The organism is Arthrobacter sp. 05T45 (assembly GCF_056395875.1).
Window position 1 is genome coordinate 123,315 of record NZ_JBFTKI010000002.1, and the last position, 14,994, is coordinate 138,308.

The window sequence follows — 14,994 nt, forward strand, 5'->3', positions numbered from 1 at the left end:
ATAACGTGCGAAGCTGGGTATCAGCCCATCGAGTCCAGCAGCGCATCCACCCGGTCGTCCACGCTCCGGAAGGGATCCTTGCACAGGATGGTCTGGTGGGCGCGGTCGTTCAGCTTCAGATGGACCCAGTCCACGGTGTAGTCGCGGCCGAGTTCCTGGGCGCGCCGGACGAAGTCGCCGCGGAGTTTGGCGCGCGTGGTTTGCGGCGGGGCATCCACCGCGTCCTTGACCGCGGTGTCGTCCACCACCCGGCGCACGGCCCCGCGGGCCTGGAGCAGGTAGAAGAGCCCGCGGCCACGGGAAATGTCGTGGTAGGTCAGGTCCAGCTGCGCAATCCTGGGAGCGTCAAGGCCCAGCCCGTGGCGTTCCCGGTAGTTGTCCATGAGCTTTTTCTTGATGGCCCAGTCCACTTCGGTATCGATCGTGCTCGTGTCGCCGCTTTCGATGGCGTCCAGCGTGCGCTCCCAGAGGTCCAGGATCAGCGGCACGTGGGGGTTGTGCGCGCCGTGTTCGGCCACGAACGCGGTCACCTTGCCCAGGTATTCGCGCTGGATTTCCAGGGCCGTGAGCTGCCGGCCGTTGGCGAGCCGGACCAGTGCCCGGCCGCTGAGGTCGTGGGAGATTTCCCGGATGCTGCGGATCGGGTTCTCCATCCGCATGTCGCGCATGATCACCCCGGCCTCGATCATCCGCAGGATCAGGTCCACCGTGCCGATTTTGAGCAACGCCGTCGTTTCGGACATGTTGGAGTCGCCCACGATCACGTGCAGGCGCCGGTAGAACTCGGCGTCCGCGTGCGGCTCGTCCCGGGTGTTGATGATGGGCCTGGAGCGGGTGGTGGCGGAGGAGACGCCTTCCCAGATGTGGTCGGCCCGCTGGGAGAACGCGAAGGTCGCCCCGTGCGGGGTCTTGAGGATCTTGCCGGCCCCGGCGATCAGCTGGCGGGTCACGAGGAACGGGATGAGGATTTCCGCGAGCCGGGAAAATTCCCCGCGCCGCGGGATGAGGTAGTTTTCGTGGCTGCCGTAGGAGTTCCCGGCCGAATCCGTGTTGTTCTTGAACAGGTATACGGTGCCGTTGAATCCCTCCGCCGCCAGCCGTTCCTGGGCTTCGTCCACGAGGTCGCACAGGATCAGTTCCCCGGCACGGTCATGGGCGATCAGCTGGGCGAGGTCGTCGCACTCGGCGGTGGCGTATTCCGGGTGCGACCCGACGTCCAGGTAAAGGCGCGAGCCGTTGGTCAGGAAGACGTTGGAGGACCGTCCCCAGCTGACCACCTTGCGGAAGAGGTAGCGGGCTACTTCCTCCGGTGCCAGCGGCCGGGACTCCGGGCTTGAATAGGAAATTCCGAATTCGGTTTCGATGCCGAATATGCGCTTGTCCATCTCACTTCTCCTCAGCCAGCAATGCCACGATGTCCGGGTCCTCGAGCCGGCGGAACGCCCGGCGGGTGCCGCGGCCGCTTTCCGATCCCCGGTCCAGTACCGCAACTTCCAGTGCGGATACGGGCAGGGTAGTGGTTTCCTTGTCCGCCACGAGCCCGGCGAGGGCCAGCCGGATGGCGCCCGCGAAGTCGAGTTCGCCCTGCCAGCCCGCCGCGACAGCCTCGGAGACCTTGTCCGCCTGGCCGCCCATCACAATAAAGCCGTGCTCGTCGGCGATGGACCCGTCAAAGGTCAGCCGGTACAGATGGTCCGCCTCCTGGGCCTGACCGACTTCGGCCACGGCCAGTTCGACCTCGAAGGGTTTCTGTTCGGCCGTAAACACCGCGCCGAGGCTCTGTGCGTACACGCTGGCGAGGCCGCGGGCCGTGACGTCCTCGCGGTCGTAGGAATAGCCCCGGACATCGGCATACCGCACCCCGGCTTGCCGCAGGCTCTCAAACTCGTTGTACTTCCCGACGGCCGCGAACGCGATTTTGTCGTAGATCTCGCCGATCTTGTGCAGCGACGGGGACGCGTTCTCCGCCACGAGGGCAATCCCGTCCCGGCAACTGATGACCACCACCGAACGTCCGCGGGCGATGCCCTTCCGTGCGAAGTCCGCACGGTCCTTCATCAGTTGTTCGGGAGATACATAGAACTGCTGGGTCATCTCAGGCCTCCCGCTGGGCGACGGTGCGGGATTCGATGACGCGGCCGGCCACGGCGGCAAGGTCGCGGTCCGGTACCCGGAAGGCGCCTGTCCGGTTCACGATGTACACCACCGGCCATAGCTGCCGGACGGGGTCCGGGCCGCCCGTGGCGGAGTCGTCGTCGGCGGCGTCGTACAGGGCCTCGACGGCGACCGCCACGGCGTCCTGCTCCGAGAGGCCGGGACGCCAGAGTTTCTTCAGCGCGCCGCGGGCGAACATCGAGCCGGATCCCACCGCGTGGTGCTCCTGTTCCTCGTAGCGGCCGCCCGTGACGTCGTAGGAGAAGAGCCGGCCGAAACCTGCGGGCCGGTCGAATCCTGCGAAGAGGGGCACGACGGCGAGGCCCTGCATGGCCATGGGCAGGTTGCCGCGGACCATGGCGCCGAGCCGGTTCGCCTTGCCGTCCAGGCTCAGGAGCGTGCCCTCGATCTTCTCGTAGTGTTCGAGTTCAACCTGGAACAGCCTGGTGATGTCCAGGGCGATGCCGGCGGTCCCGGCAATGCCCAGCACTGAATACTGGTCGGCGGGAAAGACCTTCTCGATGTGCCGGCTCGCGATCACGTTGCCCATGGTGGCGCGGCGGTCCCCGGCCATCAGCACTCCCCCGGCATAGGTCATCGCCACGATCGTCGTCCCGTGCGGGGCCTGCAACGGTGCTCCCGGCTGGCCGGCGTGCCCGCCGGCAGGCAACTGGTTGAAAGGCACTTGGCCGAAGGGCATCAAATCGGGCCGTTCGCGCTGCAGATGCTCGGTGAATGAGGACGTCGCGTTGGCTGCTACTCGGTTGGCTGTTGTTTCCTGCACTAACGCTCTCCCTCAACGTGGTGGATCAACGACTCTTCCGGCCCTTAGCCCCTCCCGCCGCCCTCATCCGGCGGCCGGCGGCGCTCCTACTGGCCGCCCTTTTGGACGAATGCGCGGACGAACTCCTCGGCGTTGGACTCCAGCACGCCGTCGATCTCATCGAGGAGATCATCGACGCCCTGGGTGGCTGCCGACGCCTGGGCGTCCGCCGGGGCCGGCGGCGCGGCGGGGACGTCCTCGTCAACCTCGGTGTCCCGCGACTGCGGCTGCTGCTGCTCCTGGCCTGCCATTGTTTTCTCCTTCATGTCCGTCCCTTTTCTCCTAAGGGACATCCTGTAGCAATAGTGCCACGCCCGGGGCGCCCGCGGGGGGCTTTGTTTTCAGGAACCGGGGCTGAGCCCGAGCAGTTCCGCCAGGAACGTCCCGGCCTCCCGGTGCCGGGCAAACAGGCCGCCGGTGAGGGCTTCGGTCCCGCGCAGCGGCTCGCGGGTAGGGACCCGCTGGAGCCTGCCGCGGCCGGGGACATCGAAGATCACCGAGTCCCAGCTGGCCCCCGCGAGGTCTGCACCGAACCTGCTGACGCAGCGCCCGCGGAAGTACGCCCGCGTGTCCGACGGCGGTTCGGTCACCGCACGGGCAATCGCGGCGTCGTCGACGATTCGGTGCATCCGGTCGCGCGCCAGCAGCCGGTAGTAGAGCCCTTTTTCGGGGCGGATGTCGGCCCACTGCAGATCCACGAGGCCCAGCCGTGCGTTGTCCCAGCCCAGGCCGTCACGCTGGCGGTAGCCCTCGAGCAGGGACAGTTTGGCGAGCCACTCGACTGAGGATGCGGCCGCCGCCCGGTCACCGCCGAGTTCGCTCAGCGTGGCGGACCACCGCTCCAGGACCTCGTGGGTGTGGCCGTCACCGTCCACGGCGTCCGCGACGCCGGTGTCCTGCGCGTGCTTGGAGGCGGCCTCGAAATAGATCCACTGGAGGTCCAGGGCGCTGATCCGCCGGCCGTCGCCCAGGCGCAGCAACCCGGTGAGCGAGGTGTCGTGGCTGACGGCCTGCAGCGCGGCGACGGGCTCATGGACTTCGATCCGCGGCGCCAGCCCGGCCTCGATCAGGCTCAGGACCATCGCGGTGGTGCCGAACTTGAGGAAGTTGGAGGCCTGGCTGAGGTTGGCGTCGCCGATGATGACGTGCAGCCTGCGGTATTTGTCCGCGGTGGCGTGGGGCTCGTCCCGGGTGTTGATGATGGGGCGGCGGATGGTGGTTTCCAGGCCCACTTCGGTTTCGAAGAAGTCAGCGCGCTGGCTGATCTGGTAGCCGGCCCGGGCGCTGTCCTGCCCGAGGCCCACCCGCCCGGCACCGCAAATGATCTGCCGGGTGACGAAAAACGGTGTGAGGCCGCGCACGATTTCGCCGAAGGGCACCGAGCGGGGCATCAGGTAGTTCTCGTGCGAGCCGTAGGAGACCGATTTGTTGTCCGTGTTGTTCTTGTACAGGTTGATGGGCGGCAGTTCGGGATCCGCAGCGAGGCGCCGGACCGCGGCCAGTGCCACGAGGTCGCCGGCGGCGTCCCACGTGACGGCGGCGCGGGGGTTGGTCACCTCGGGGCTGGAATACTCCGGGTGGGCGTGGTCCACGTACAACCGTGCGCCGTTGCCCAGCACCATGTTCATCAGCAGCGTGCCGGACTCGTCCTCGCCGTCGGCCTCGAGTTCCTGCCGCCCGTAGGCGAGGGCGATCGCCTCGGCGTCGAGGACGGGAGGCTGGTCGGTGAGTTGTTCCGGGTCCGCGCTGCTACGCTCCAAGGTCCAGCCGCGGGCGTCGTGCAGCGGTTCCTCGTCCGTGTAGTCCCACCGGGTCTCGGCGCCGCCGGCGGCCCGCTGCCGGGTCACCTGCGCGTACGCCTGAATGACCCGGGCTGACATCATCGTGGCGTTGGCTCCCGGGGCCGAGGGCGCGTGGATGCCGTATTCGGTCTCCGATCCCATGACCCGCATCGCCCCGCCGACCGGCAGCCCGCCCGCGGTGTCGGCGGGCTTGCCGGGGACAACAGCCGTCACAGGTACTGGCCTGTGCTGGGCATCGTCTCGATGGACTTCCCGGGCTCCTGGCCGGCCTTGCCCTGGACGATGGTGCGGATGTACGTGATGCGCTCGCCCTTCTTGCCGGAGATGCGTGCCCAATCGTCCGGGTTGGTGGTGTTGGGCATGTCCTCGTGTTCACGGAACTCGTCCACGACCGCCCGGAGCAGGTGGTCGATCCGCAGGCCCTTCTGGCCGATGGTCAACAGGTCCTTGATGGCGTACTTCTTGGCCCGGTCCACGACGTTCTGCACCACGGCGCCGGAGTTGAAGTCCTTGAAGTAGAGCATTTCGGTGTCGCCGTTGGCGTAGGTGACCTCGAGGTATTCGTTGGACTTCTCCGTGGAGTACATCGCCTCGACGGTGCGTTGGACCATGGCGTCCACGGTCGCCTGCACGTCGCCGTTGTGCTCGCCGAGGTCGGACTCGTGGAACGGCAGGTCCGTGGTGATGTACTTGTTGAAGATGTCGGCCGCGGCCTCGGCGTCGGGGCGCTGGATCTTCACCTTCACGTCCAGGCGGCCCGGGCGCAGGATCGCCGGATCGATCATGTCTTCCCGGTTCGAGGCGCCGATCACGATCACGTTGTCCAGCCGTTCGACGCCGTCGATCTCGCTGAGGAGCTGCGGGACGATGGTGGTTTCGACGTCGGAGGAAATGCCAGTGCCACGGGTGCGGAACAGCGAGTCCATTTCGTCGAAGAACACCACCACCGGGCTGCCCTCGGACGCCTTTTCCCGGGCGCGCGCGAAGATCAGGCGGATGTGGCGTTCGGTCTCGCCGACGTACTTATCGAGCAGCTCGGGTCCCTTGATGTTCAGGAAGTAGCTCTTCATGTCCGTCTTGCCGGCGCGCTCGGCGGCCCGGGCGGCCAGCGAGTTGGCCACGGCCTTGGCGATCAGGGTCTTGCCGCAGCCGGGCGGGCCGTACAGCAGGATGCCCTTGGGCGCCTTCAGCCCGTGCTCCCGGTACAGGTCCGGGTGCAGGAAGGGCAGTTCGACGGCGTCGCGGATCTGTTCGATCTGCGGGCCCAGTCCGCCGATGTCCTGGTAGGTGATGTCCGGGACTTCCTCGAGCACGAGGTTCTCCACTTCCGAGCGCGGGATCTTTTCCAGCGCGTACCCGGTCCGGGAATCAATCGAGAGCGCGTCGCCGACCCGGAGCCGCTGGGCGAGCAGGGCACCGGAGAGCCGGATGACCCGCTCCTCGTCGGCGCGGCCCACCACCAGCGCACGGTCAGGCCCCAGCATTTCCTTGAGCGTGACGAGGTCCCCGGCCCGCTCGTAGCCGAGTCCGGCGACCACCATCAGGGCCTCGTTGAGCAGGACTTCCTGCCCGACGGCGAGCTGGCTGATGTTGACCAGCGGGCTGATCCCAACCCGCATCTTGCGGCCGGCGTTGAAGATATCCACGGATTCCTCCGTGGCCGCCTGGCCGCTGTTCCCGGCCGTCGGCTGCCGTTTGGGGTTGAGCTGGAGGATGGTGCCGAAGCTGTACGGTGGCTGTCCCTCCTGGTCGAGGGCGTTTTTCAGCCGAAGGATCTCGGCCTTGGCCGTTTCCAGCATGCTGACCAGTTTGGAGTTGTTCTGCGTCGCGGCGGCGAGCTGGCGGTCAATGTGGCGGAGCTTGTCCCGGAGGATGTTGACCTGCCGCTCGGCGACGGACAGTTCATTGGCGGCATACCGGTCACCCTCGCCGGCTGCGGCGCGGGCCGCATCCATGCGGGCGGCAGCATCCGCTGCGTCCTCGGCCGGTGTGCGGCCCGGGTCAGTATTCGGAGTCTCCATCGTGCATCAGCCCCTTCCTGCTCTTCTGTTAAGACCATAGCCCTAAGAAGGCGGGTGCCGCTGGAGACATCCGAAATATGCTGCCTAGTTCGTTATCTCCGGGGCGTCGACGACGTTCGTTCCGGCGATTGCGTCGCGGGCGGCGCGGCGCAGCTTTTTGTCCGAGACCGCACGCTCGCCTACAGCGCCCGGGGTCCAGGCGTTGACGTCTTCTTCGTTAAAGTCGGTCTTGGAGGGGCGGCGCTTTACCGAAATGCCCGTGACGCCGTCGGCGAGGCGGCGGGTTACCAGCAGGAAACCCGTGTGGGCGACCATGCGGTGGTCCGGGCGGACGGCCAGGCCTTCGAGATGCCAGCCGCGGACCATGGATTCCCACGCGTCGGGTTCGGTGAAGCGTCCGTCCGCGCGGATGGCTTCGGCTGTCCGCGAAAGCTGCGTCACAGTCGCGACATAATTGATCCACACGCCGCCGGGGGCCAGGACGGTGGCGACGGCGTCGAGGCATTCCCACGGCGCGAGCATGTCCAGGACCACGCGGTCCACGGAGCCGGGTTCCTCGGTGCGCACCACTTCCTCCTGGAAGTCGCCAAGGGAGATCTTCCAGGCCGGGTGCGGTCCGCCGAAGATGGTCTCGACGTTGCCGCGGGCGATGTCCGCGAACTCCTGGCGGCGTTCGAAGGAATGCAGGTAGCCGTTGTCCCCCACCGCGCGCAGCAGGGAGATGGAAAGGGCGCCCGAGCCGACACCGGCTTCGACAACGCGTGCGCCCGGGAAGATGTCCGCCATGGTCACGATCTGGCCGGCGTCCTTGGGGTAGACGACGGCCGCGCCGCGGGGCATCGAGAGCACGAAGTCCGAGAGCAGCGGACGCAGCGTCTGGTACTGCTGTCCGACGTTGTTGACCACCACTGAGCCGTCGGGCTTGCCGATGATCTCGTCATGGTTCAGGAAGCCCCGGTGGGTGTGGAAGGCCCCGCCGACTTCGAGGGTGATCGTGTTCATGCGGCCGCGCTCGTCCGTGAGCTGGACGCGTTCGCCTTCGCGGAAGGGTCCGCGGCGGCGCGCGGCGCCGGTGGCACCATTAGCGCTGGCGGCAGTGCTGCCCTCGGCGGTGGGAGTGTCGGTGCCTGCGGCGGCGGTGGTGTTGGCAGTGTTAGTGCCTGCGGCGGTGTCGCTGCTCATGAAGATGTTCCTCGCTCCTGTAAAGCTGTGTGGCCGCGGACATGCCGGCGGGCACCGGTCCTTGCGCGTGGGGGCCGGAAATTCACGACCGCCCAGTAACTCTACCGGTTCTGCCCCTGGTTCTGGCGTTCGTTCCGGTACTTGCCCGTTATGGCCCGGACGACGGCGGACTGGCGCAGCAGCCCGGTGACGGCGCCCTCGCGGTTCACCACCGCGTACTCCTGGCCTTCGAGCTGGGCCAGGTACTGGACGAGCTCCTGGCCCTTGGACCATTCCGGGACATAGGCGCCCGCGCCAAGGGGGTAGGAGACCGCGGTCAGGGCGGTCGCTGCGGCCAGTCCGGCAGGCACACTGGCTGCGGCGCCGGCGTCGACGATGGCCACGGGACGGCCGTCCCGGTCGCACAGCACCACGGTGGGCTTTCCTGCCGGCGCCCGGTCCAGGAGGTCCGCGACCGTCGCGGTTTCCGGAAGGCCGAGGGCGGGTTCGGCGAGGGCCGCGGCGTCGACGAGGTGCAGCCGGCCCCGCAGGCGGGCCTGCTGGATCGCGGCCGACGCCCCCATCCACAGGAAGCTGCCCACCAGGGCGGTGATGAGGGTGAAGGAAATATCCGGCCGTGCGCCGCTGACCAGCGGCAGGACTATGAACCACAGGGCGAGGGCGATCACGATGATCCGGCCCGCCCAGCCTGCCGCAATTGTGCCCTTCTCCTGGCTGCCGGTGGCTTTCCACACGGCGGATTCGACCAGCCGGCCGCCGTCCAGCGGAAGGCCGGGAAGGACGTTGAAGATGCCGATCAGCAGGTTGGCCCAGACGAAGATGTTGGCCAGGATGTCGGCCACGCCGTTCAGGTTGCCGTAGGCAAGCGGGAGCCAGCCTGCGCCGGCAAGGACGAAGTTCGCGGCCGGGCCGGCCATCGCCACCAGGACGGAGCGGCCGGGTGAGGCCGTGAAGCTCTGGAACTGGGTGTGGCCGCCCCAGAGGTTGAGGACAATTTTCTCCGTGGGCCAGTGGAACAGCTTCGCGGTCAGCGCGTGCGCGAGTTCATGGGCCAGCACGGAAATCAGGAGCAGCAGCGCGTAGGCGAAGGCGACGAAGAAGGCGGTGACGCCGAGGCGCGGATTGTTGCTCTGCAGGACCGGCCCGTAGGCGATCACCGTGAAGGCCGCGATGATGAACCAGGAATACGCCAGAAATACCGGAATGCCGGCGATCCGGCCTAGCGGGATCCCTTCCCGGCGGTTAGCGGGAGTCTTTCCGGGTTGCCCCTGGCTGCCGGTGTCAGCCACGGGCGTGGCCCGCGGTCGAGAGTGTGGTCGAGACCGTAGTCGAGACCGTGCTTAAGCGGCCGGTTGGGTCCGCGGCGGCGCCGAAGGTGGCGTCGGGGAAGTCGTGCCGCAGGGCCACGAGCTCCTCCAGGTCAGCGACTGTCCTGCCCTCCAGGGTGTTCCAGGTGGCGCGGCGCGGATCGTGCGGGAGGGGCAGGATGTGCGGGATGGCGACCGTGACGACGCCGGAGGCCACGGCGGCGGCGACACCCGGCACGGAATCTTCCAGGGCCACGCAGTGGTGCAGGCCGAGCTCGGGATCCTGCTGCTGCAGTAGCTCAACGGCCGTGAGGTAAGCCTCCGGGTGCGGCTTGCCCTGCGTCACAGTGTCTCCCGTGACGAGGAACTCGAAGTAGGGCTCGGGCAGGCTCGCAACGATCTCCCGGGCCAGCGGGGCCTCGGACATGGTGACCAGGGCGCAACGGACGCCGGCGTTGTAGAGTTCGTCGAGCAGTTCGCGGGCCCCGGGCCGCCAGGGAATGGAGCTCCGGACCTGGCTGATCACGTGGCCGGTGAGGGTGTCGATGATCTCGCGCCGTTCCAGGGTCACGCCGGCTTCCTGCAGGATTCCCGCAGAAAACATCAGGGACTGTCCCACGAGCTGCATGGCCTGTTCGTGGGACCATTGTCCGCCGTGGGCTTCGACGAGTGCGTGTTCGGCTGCGATCCAGTAGGGCTCGGTGTCGACAATGGTGCCATCCATGTCCCAGAGCGCTGCTTTAAGGAGGGGCCGGGAAGCTGAGGATCGCATGCCTTCCAGTCTACGGGGAAGCCCGCGGCCGGGCGCCCGCGCTACGCCTACGGCGAATTCCGCGCGCCTGACCCTGGGATTCCGGGCGGAAATTGCGGTTCCTTGGCGCGCGATTGCCTGCGCGCGGCGGGTTCTTGGACGTAGGGTGATGGCATGAACAGCTTCGAGGCAGACCCCACCGAACCAGGCGCCGTCTCCGAGCCGGAGCGGCTGCTGCAGCCAGTCCCCGAGGGCCGGCGCATCACCGTCATGCTCGCGGCCTTCGAAGGCTGGAACGACGCCGGAGAGGCCGCCAGCGATGCCCTGCGCTACCTTAACAAGCTCTGGGGCGGCAAGAAGGTCGGGGCGATCGACGCCGACGAGTACTACGACTTCCAGTTCACCCGGCCCACGATCCGGCGGACAGCGGCCGGTGAGCGGAAGATCAAGTGGCCGTCCACGCGGATCTTCAAGGCCAGCGTCCCCGACTCGAATGTGGACGCCATCTTCGTCCAGGGCACCGAGCCGTCCTACAAGTGGCGTGCCTACACCGCGGAACTGCTGGTACATGCCGAGGCGCTGCATGTCGACTACGTCATCCTGGTCGGTGCGCTGCTGGCTGACGTGCCGCACAGCCGGCCCATTCCGGTCAGCACCTCCACGGACGACGCCGCACTGCGTGAGCGGATGGACCTGGAGGCCTCGCAGTACGAGGGCCCGGTAGGGATTGTGGGCGTGCTCGGCGAGGTGGCCCTGCTGGCCGGACTCCCGACCGTGTCGCTCTGGGCGGCCGTGCCGCACTATGTAGCCCAGGCCCCGTCGCCGAAGGCGCAGCTGGCCCTGCTGCACCGGGTCGAAGAGCTGCTCCAGGTCCCGCTGGACACCACCGAACTCGTGGAGGAGGCCGACGCGTGGGAACGCGGCGTGGACGAGCTCGCTACAGAGGATCCGGAAATTGCGGCGTATGTGCGCCAGCTGGAGGAGGCCAAGGACACCGCCGACCTTCCGGAGGCCAGCGGTGAATCGATAGCCCGCGAATTTGAGCGCTACCTCAAGCGCCGGGGCAAGGACAAGCCCTAGCCCGCGTCCCGCTTTTCCCTCCCCCTTCCCACTCCCACCTTTCCCGCGCACTTCCCCTATGGGGGTCTTCCCCCGGACCAGAGTCTTATGACCCTGCCGGCGGCCGCCTGTCGCGGCGAGAGTTGGACCTGGCCGCGACGCCGGCCAACACCGAGTGGAGGGCACACCATGACAGATCACAACTACATCTTGTTCGTGTCGTCGTACGCCGACGAGGGCTCGGCGGCAGAGGATTTCAAGGCGATCAAGGGCATGGATGACGCGGCCGTCGCGGCTGCCGTCGTCCTGTCGCGGGACTCATCGGGCAAGACCGAGGTCAAGGAGCACGGCGGCGGACTGGTCGCCGGGGGCACCAAGGCCGGCGCAGTCGGCGGGCTGGTGGTCGGACTGTTCGCTCCGCCACTGCTGCTGTCCGGCGTGATCGGTGCCGGGATCGGCGCCGGTGTGGGTGCCATCAGGAAGCGGCACGAGGAGAAGTCCATCGGCGTCAACGCGGAGGAGTTTCTGCCGCCGGGCTCCTCGGCGATCGTTGCCATCGTCGATGACCTCTACCTCGACCGCGTCGACAAGGCGATCAGCAAGGCCACCAAGAAGGTCAGCAAGGCTGTCGACAGTGGTGACTACGACGCCGTCGTCAAAGCCGTGAACGAGGGCGACGAGAAGATCATCGAAGCCGCTTCGTCCTGACCGGCCGACGCAGCCACCGTGGAGACGGCCGCTGGGTTTTGGGATCTTCCTCCGGGCCGACCGAAAACCGGTTAGAGTTCGACGCCGAGCAGGGCGTTGACGGCGTCGCTCACCAGCGCGGCGTCCGTGGCCGAGGCCTCCCCCGGGGCTGCCAGGGCGGCCTTGGCCCAGGCGTCGACGGCGGCGAGTGCGCCGGGCGCGTTCAGGTCGTTGGCCAGTTCGGTCCGCAGCCTGCCAAGCAGGGCCGCGGCGGAGCTTTCCGGCGCCACGGCGAGGGCCTCGCGCCAGGTGCGGAGCCGGTCTTTGGCCTGGGCGAATCCGGCGGCGGTCCAGGACCAGTCCGTGCGGTAGTGGTGGGCCAGGATCGCGAGGCGGATCGCGGCAGGTTCTTCCCCGTCAGCCCGGAGCCTGGAAACCAGGACAAGATTGCCCTTGGACTTGCTCATCTTCTCCCCGTCGAGGCCCACCATGCCCGCGTGCGCGAAGTGGCGGGCCAGCGGCACGCCCGCCAGCGAGTACGCGTGGCCGGCGCCCATTTCGTGGTGCGGGAAAATAAGGTCCGAGCCGCCGCCCTGGACGGTAAAGGGCTTGGGCAGGTACTCCTGGGCGATCACGGTGCATTCGACGTGCCAGCCGGGCCGGCCCTCCCCCAGTTCGCCACCGGGCCAGCTGGGCTCGCCCTCGCGGGCAACCCGCCAGAGCAGCGGATCCAGCGCCTGGCGCTTCCCGGCCCGGCCAGGGTCGCCGCCGCGTTCGGCGAAGAGTTCCAGCATTTCGGCGTCGGAGAGTCCGGAAATGGATCCCAGGGTCCAGGCGTCGACGTCGTCCGTCGAGTGCTTCCCGGCGGCTTCGACGTCGTAGTAGACGTCGCCGTCGGGCTCGCCGCCGGCGCCGGGGACGCGGTACGCGAGCCCGTTGCGCAGCAGGCGCTCGATGGCGGGAACGATCAGGGGAACGGCCTCAACGGCACCGATGTAGTGGTCCGGGGCGAGGACGTTCAGGGCCTCCATGTCGGTCTGGAACAGCTCGATTTGGCTCGCGGCGAGGTCGCGCCAGTCGACGCCTGTGGCCGTGGCGCGCTCCAGGAGGGGATCGTCGACGTCGGTCACGTTCTGGACGTAGGCGACGTGCTGGCCGCCGTCCCGCCACGCGCGGTTGAGGAGGTCGAAGGCGACATAGCTGGCCGCGTGGCCCATGTGCGTGGCGTCATAAGGGGTGATGCCGCAGACATACATGGACTGCTCACCCGTGGCCTCCAGGGTCACAATTCCGCCCTTGGCGGTATCGAAGAGGCTCAGGGCGGGCATGCTGCCGGGGAGCTGGGCAACAGGGCGGGAGGTCCAGGATTTCACAGACCAAGCCTAGTGCTAGGCACTGATGACATTGAAACCGAGCAGCAGGAACAGGGACATTCCCAGGATGATCCGGTACCAGACGAAGAGCCGGTAGCCGCGGGTGGAGACGTATTTCAGGAACCAGCCGATGATGACGTAACCCACAATGAAGGCGATCACGGTGGCCAGGGCGGTTTCCGGGAGACCGTACGGGCCGGTGATGCCTTCCTTGGAGACCACCTTGTACAGCTGGTACAGGCCGCTGCCGAAAACGGCAGGGATTGCCAGCAGGAAGGAGTAGCGGGCCGCCGCCTCACGGGTGTAACCCATCAGGAGCCCGGCGCTGATCGTGCCGCCGGAGCGGGACACACCGGGGAAAAGGGCCAGGGCCTGCGCCAGTCCGTAATAGAGCCCATGTTTGTAGGTCAGCTGCGTCAGTTCACGGTCCTGCCGGCCGATGGTGTCGGCCACCGCGAGGACCATGCCGAAGATAATCAGCATGGTCGCGACGCCCCACAGGCTGCGGAGTACCGATTCGATCTGGTCCTGGAACAGCAGGCCCAGGACGATGATCGGGATGCTGCCCAGGATCACCAGCCACCCCATGCGCGCATCCGGGTCCCGCCGGGAGACTTTGCCGGTCAGCGAACCGGCCCAGGCACGGATGATCCGCAGGATGTCGCGCCAGAAATAGACGATCACCGCGGTCTCGGTGCCCAGCTGCGTGATGGCCGTGAAGGCGGCGCCGGGATCGGACGCTTCCGGGAGGAAGGCGCCGACAATCCGCAGATGGGCGCTCGAGGAAATCGGGAGGAACTCGGTCAGCCCCTGTACCAGGCCCAACAGAGCCGCTTGTATCCAGTTCACGTTTATAGACCCTACGTTACGAAGCAGCCCGACCCCGTAAGCTAGCTGACATGCAACAGCGTTATGTCGGCAACAGTGGGTTGCGCGTGTCCGCCCTATCCCTCGGCACCATGTCCTGGGCCAGGGAAACCGAGGAACAGGATGCCGCCGCCCTGGTGCGCTCCTTCGTCGATGCCGGCGGAACCCTGATCGATACGGCGGCGTCCTACGCCGACGGGCAGGCCGAAGCGATGCTCGGCGGAATACTGGGCGACGTCGTGGCGCGCTCCGAAGTGGTGATCTCCACGAAGGCCGGACTGACGACGGCGGACGGTCGCCGCAGCGTCGACACGTCCCGCAACGGCATGCTCTCCGGGCTGGACGCGAGCCTGGCCCGGATGGGAACCGATTACGTGGATCTCTGGTTCGCGCACGCCTGGGATCCGAATGTTCCGCTGGAGGAAACCCTGTCAGCGCTGGACCACGCGGTGCGGTCCGGCCGGGCGCGATACGCCGGTGTCTCCAATTTCAACGGCTGGCAGACTGCAAAGGCCGCCGCAATCGCGGGCTTCCCCCTCGTGGCCAACCAGTCCGAATACTCGCTCCTGCAGCGCAACGCGGAGATTGAGCTCATTCCGGCCATCGAGGACGCGGGGCTGGGCCTGATGGCCTGGGCTCCGATGGGACGCGGCGTCCTGAGCGGCAAATACCGTGGCCACATCCCGGCTGATTCCCGGGCCGCCAACCAGCGGTTGGCGACGTACGTGGAACCCTATCTCGAGGGACCGGCGTCCAGCGTGGTGGAAGCCGTCGCCATGGCGGCGAAGGGGCTGGGCCGGACTGCCCTGGATGTGTCGCTGAGCTGGCTGTTGTCCCAACAGGGGGTGGCAACCGCCGTCGTCGGCCCCCGGACACCGGTTCAGCTCAAGGAGATCCTGGATTCGGCGCTCGCGCCGCTGCCGCCGGAGATCGCGCAGGCGCTCGAAGACGTGTCCGACCCCGGCTGA

Annotated in this window: 14 protein-coding genes; 3 read left to right on the plus strand and 11 right to left on the minus strand. The window is 67.6% G+C overall.

The window, feature by feature from the left end; translation table 11 throughout:
- Positions 1-20: 20 nt before the first annotated feature.
- The 9 genes from pafA to AC1DGD_RS03275 all read right to left on the minus strand — a co-directional run bounded on the left by pafA (position 21) and on the right by AC1DGD_RS03275 (position 10,061).
- The gene (gene pafA, locus AC1DGD_RS03235) at positions 21-1,385 is read right to left on the minus strand and encodes a Pup--protein ligase (protein WP_026538699.1); all 1,365 of its coding nucleotides are present in this window, start codon (positions 1,383-1,385) and stop codon (positions 21-23) included.
- A gap of 1 nt (position 1,386) precedes the next feature.
- Positions 1,387-2,094: a proteasome subunit alpha gene (prcA, locus tag AC1DGD_RS03240; RefSeq protein WP_028275580.1), complete on the minus strand. Its 708-nt coding sequence runs from the start codon at positions 2,092-2,094 to the stop codon at positions 1,387-1,389.
- Between the two features lies 1 nt (position 2,095).
- The gene (gene prcB / locus AC1DGD_RS03245) at positions 2,096-2,938 is read right to left on the minus strand and encodes a proteasome subunit beta (protein ID WP_028275579.1); all 843 of its coding nucleotides are present in this window, start codon (positions 2,936-2,938) and stop codon (positions 2,096-2,098) included.
- Positions 2,939-3,024: 86 nt separating this feature from the next.
- Positions 3,025-3,228 carry a ubiquitin-like protein Pup gene (locus tag AC1DGD_RS03250; protein WP_026266331.1) on the minus strand — a complete coding sequence of 68 codons (204 nt, stop codon included), beginning with the start codon at positions 3,226-3,228 and terminating at the stop codon, positions 3,025-3,027.
- 90 nt (positions 3,229-3,318) lie between these two features.
- The gene (gene dop, locus AC1DGD_RS03255) at positions 3,319-4,992 is read right to left on the minus strand and encodes a depupylase/deamidase Dop (protein ID WP_476850914.1); all 1,674 of its coding nucleotides are present in this window, start codon (positions 4,990-4,992) and stop codon (positions 3,319-3,321) included.
- Complete coding sequence (arc, locus tag AC1DGD_RS03260; RefSeq protein WP_476855877.1) at positions 4,989-6,800, minus strand: proteasome ATPase; 1,812 nt, start codon at positions 6,798-6,800, stop codon at positions 4,989-4,991. Before arc ends, dop begins: the two co-directional genes overlap by 4 nt.
- Positions 6,801-6,884: 84 nt before the next feature.
- Positions 6,885-7,982 (minus strand): tRNA (adenine-N1)-methyltransferase, encoded by a 1,098-nt coding sequence (locus tag AC1DGD_RS03265; RefSeq protein WP_476855878.1) that lies wholly within the window; start codon positions 7,980-7,982, stop codon positions 6,885-6,887.
- A gap of 101 nt (positions 7,983-8,083) precedes the next feature.
- Entirely contained in the window at positions 8,084-9,271 is a 1,188-nt protein-coding gene (locus AC1DGD_RS03270) for a site-2 protease family protein (protein WP_476850916.1), read from the minus strand.
- Positions 9,264-10,061, minus strand: a complete 798-nt coding sequence (locus tag AC1DGD_RS03275; protein ID WP_476855879.1) for an HAD family hydrolase — start codon at positions 10,059-10,061, stop codon at positions 9,264-9,266. The genes AC1DGD_RS03270 and AC1DGD_RS03275 overlap by 8 nt, the downstream gene beginning before the upstream one ends.
- Positions 10,062-10,214: 153 nt before the next feature.
- Here AC1DGD_RS03275 and AC1DGD_RS03280 point away from each other — a divergent pair, with 153 nt between their 5' ends.
- Entirely contained in the window at positions 10,215-11,120 is a 906-nt protein-coding gene (locus AC1DGD_RS03280) for a PAC2 family protein (protein ID WP_476850918.1), read from the plus strand.
- Positions 11,121-11,288: 168 nt separating this feature from the next.
- Positions 11,289-11,807: a DUF1269 domain-containing protein gene (locus AC1DGD_RS03285; protein WP_476850919.1), complete on the plus strand. Its 519-nt coding sequence runs from the start codon at positions 11,289-11,291 to the stop codon at positions 11,805-11,807.
- Between the two features lie 71 nt (positions 11,808-11,878).
- Here AC1DGD_RS03285 and mshC read toward each other — a convergent pair whose 3' ends face one another.
- Together mshC and AC1DGD_RS03295 are read right to left on the minus strand one after the other, a co-directional pair.
- Positions 11,879-13,159 carry a cysteine--1-D-myo-inosityl 2-amino-2-deoxy-alpha-D-glucopyranoside ligase gene (mshC, locus tag AC1DGD_RS03290; protein ID WP_476855880.1) on the minus strand — a complete coding sequence of 427 codons (1,281 nt, stop codon included), beginning with the start codon at positions 13,157-13,159 and terminating at the stop codon, positions 11,879-11,881.
- Positions 13,160-13,174: 15 nt separating this feature from the next.
- A complete protein-coding gene (locus AC1DGD_RS03295; RefSeq protein ID WP_476855881.1) occupies positions 13,175-14,008 on the minus strand; it encodes an undecaprenyl-diphosphate phosphatase in 834 nt (277 codons plus the stop codon).
- Positions 14,009-14,058: 50 nt separating this feature from the next.
- Here AC1DGD_RS03295 and AC1DGD_RS03300 point away from each other — a divergent pair, with 50 nt between their 5' ends.
- Positions 14,059-14,994 (plus strand): aldo/keto reductase, encoded by a 936-nt coding sequence (locus AC1DGD_RS03300; protein ID WP_223916377.1) that lies wholly within the window; start codon positions 14,059-14,061, stop codon positions 14,992-14,994.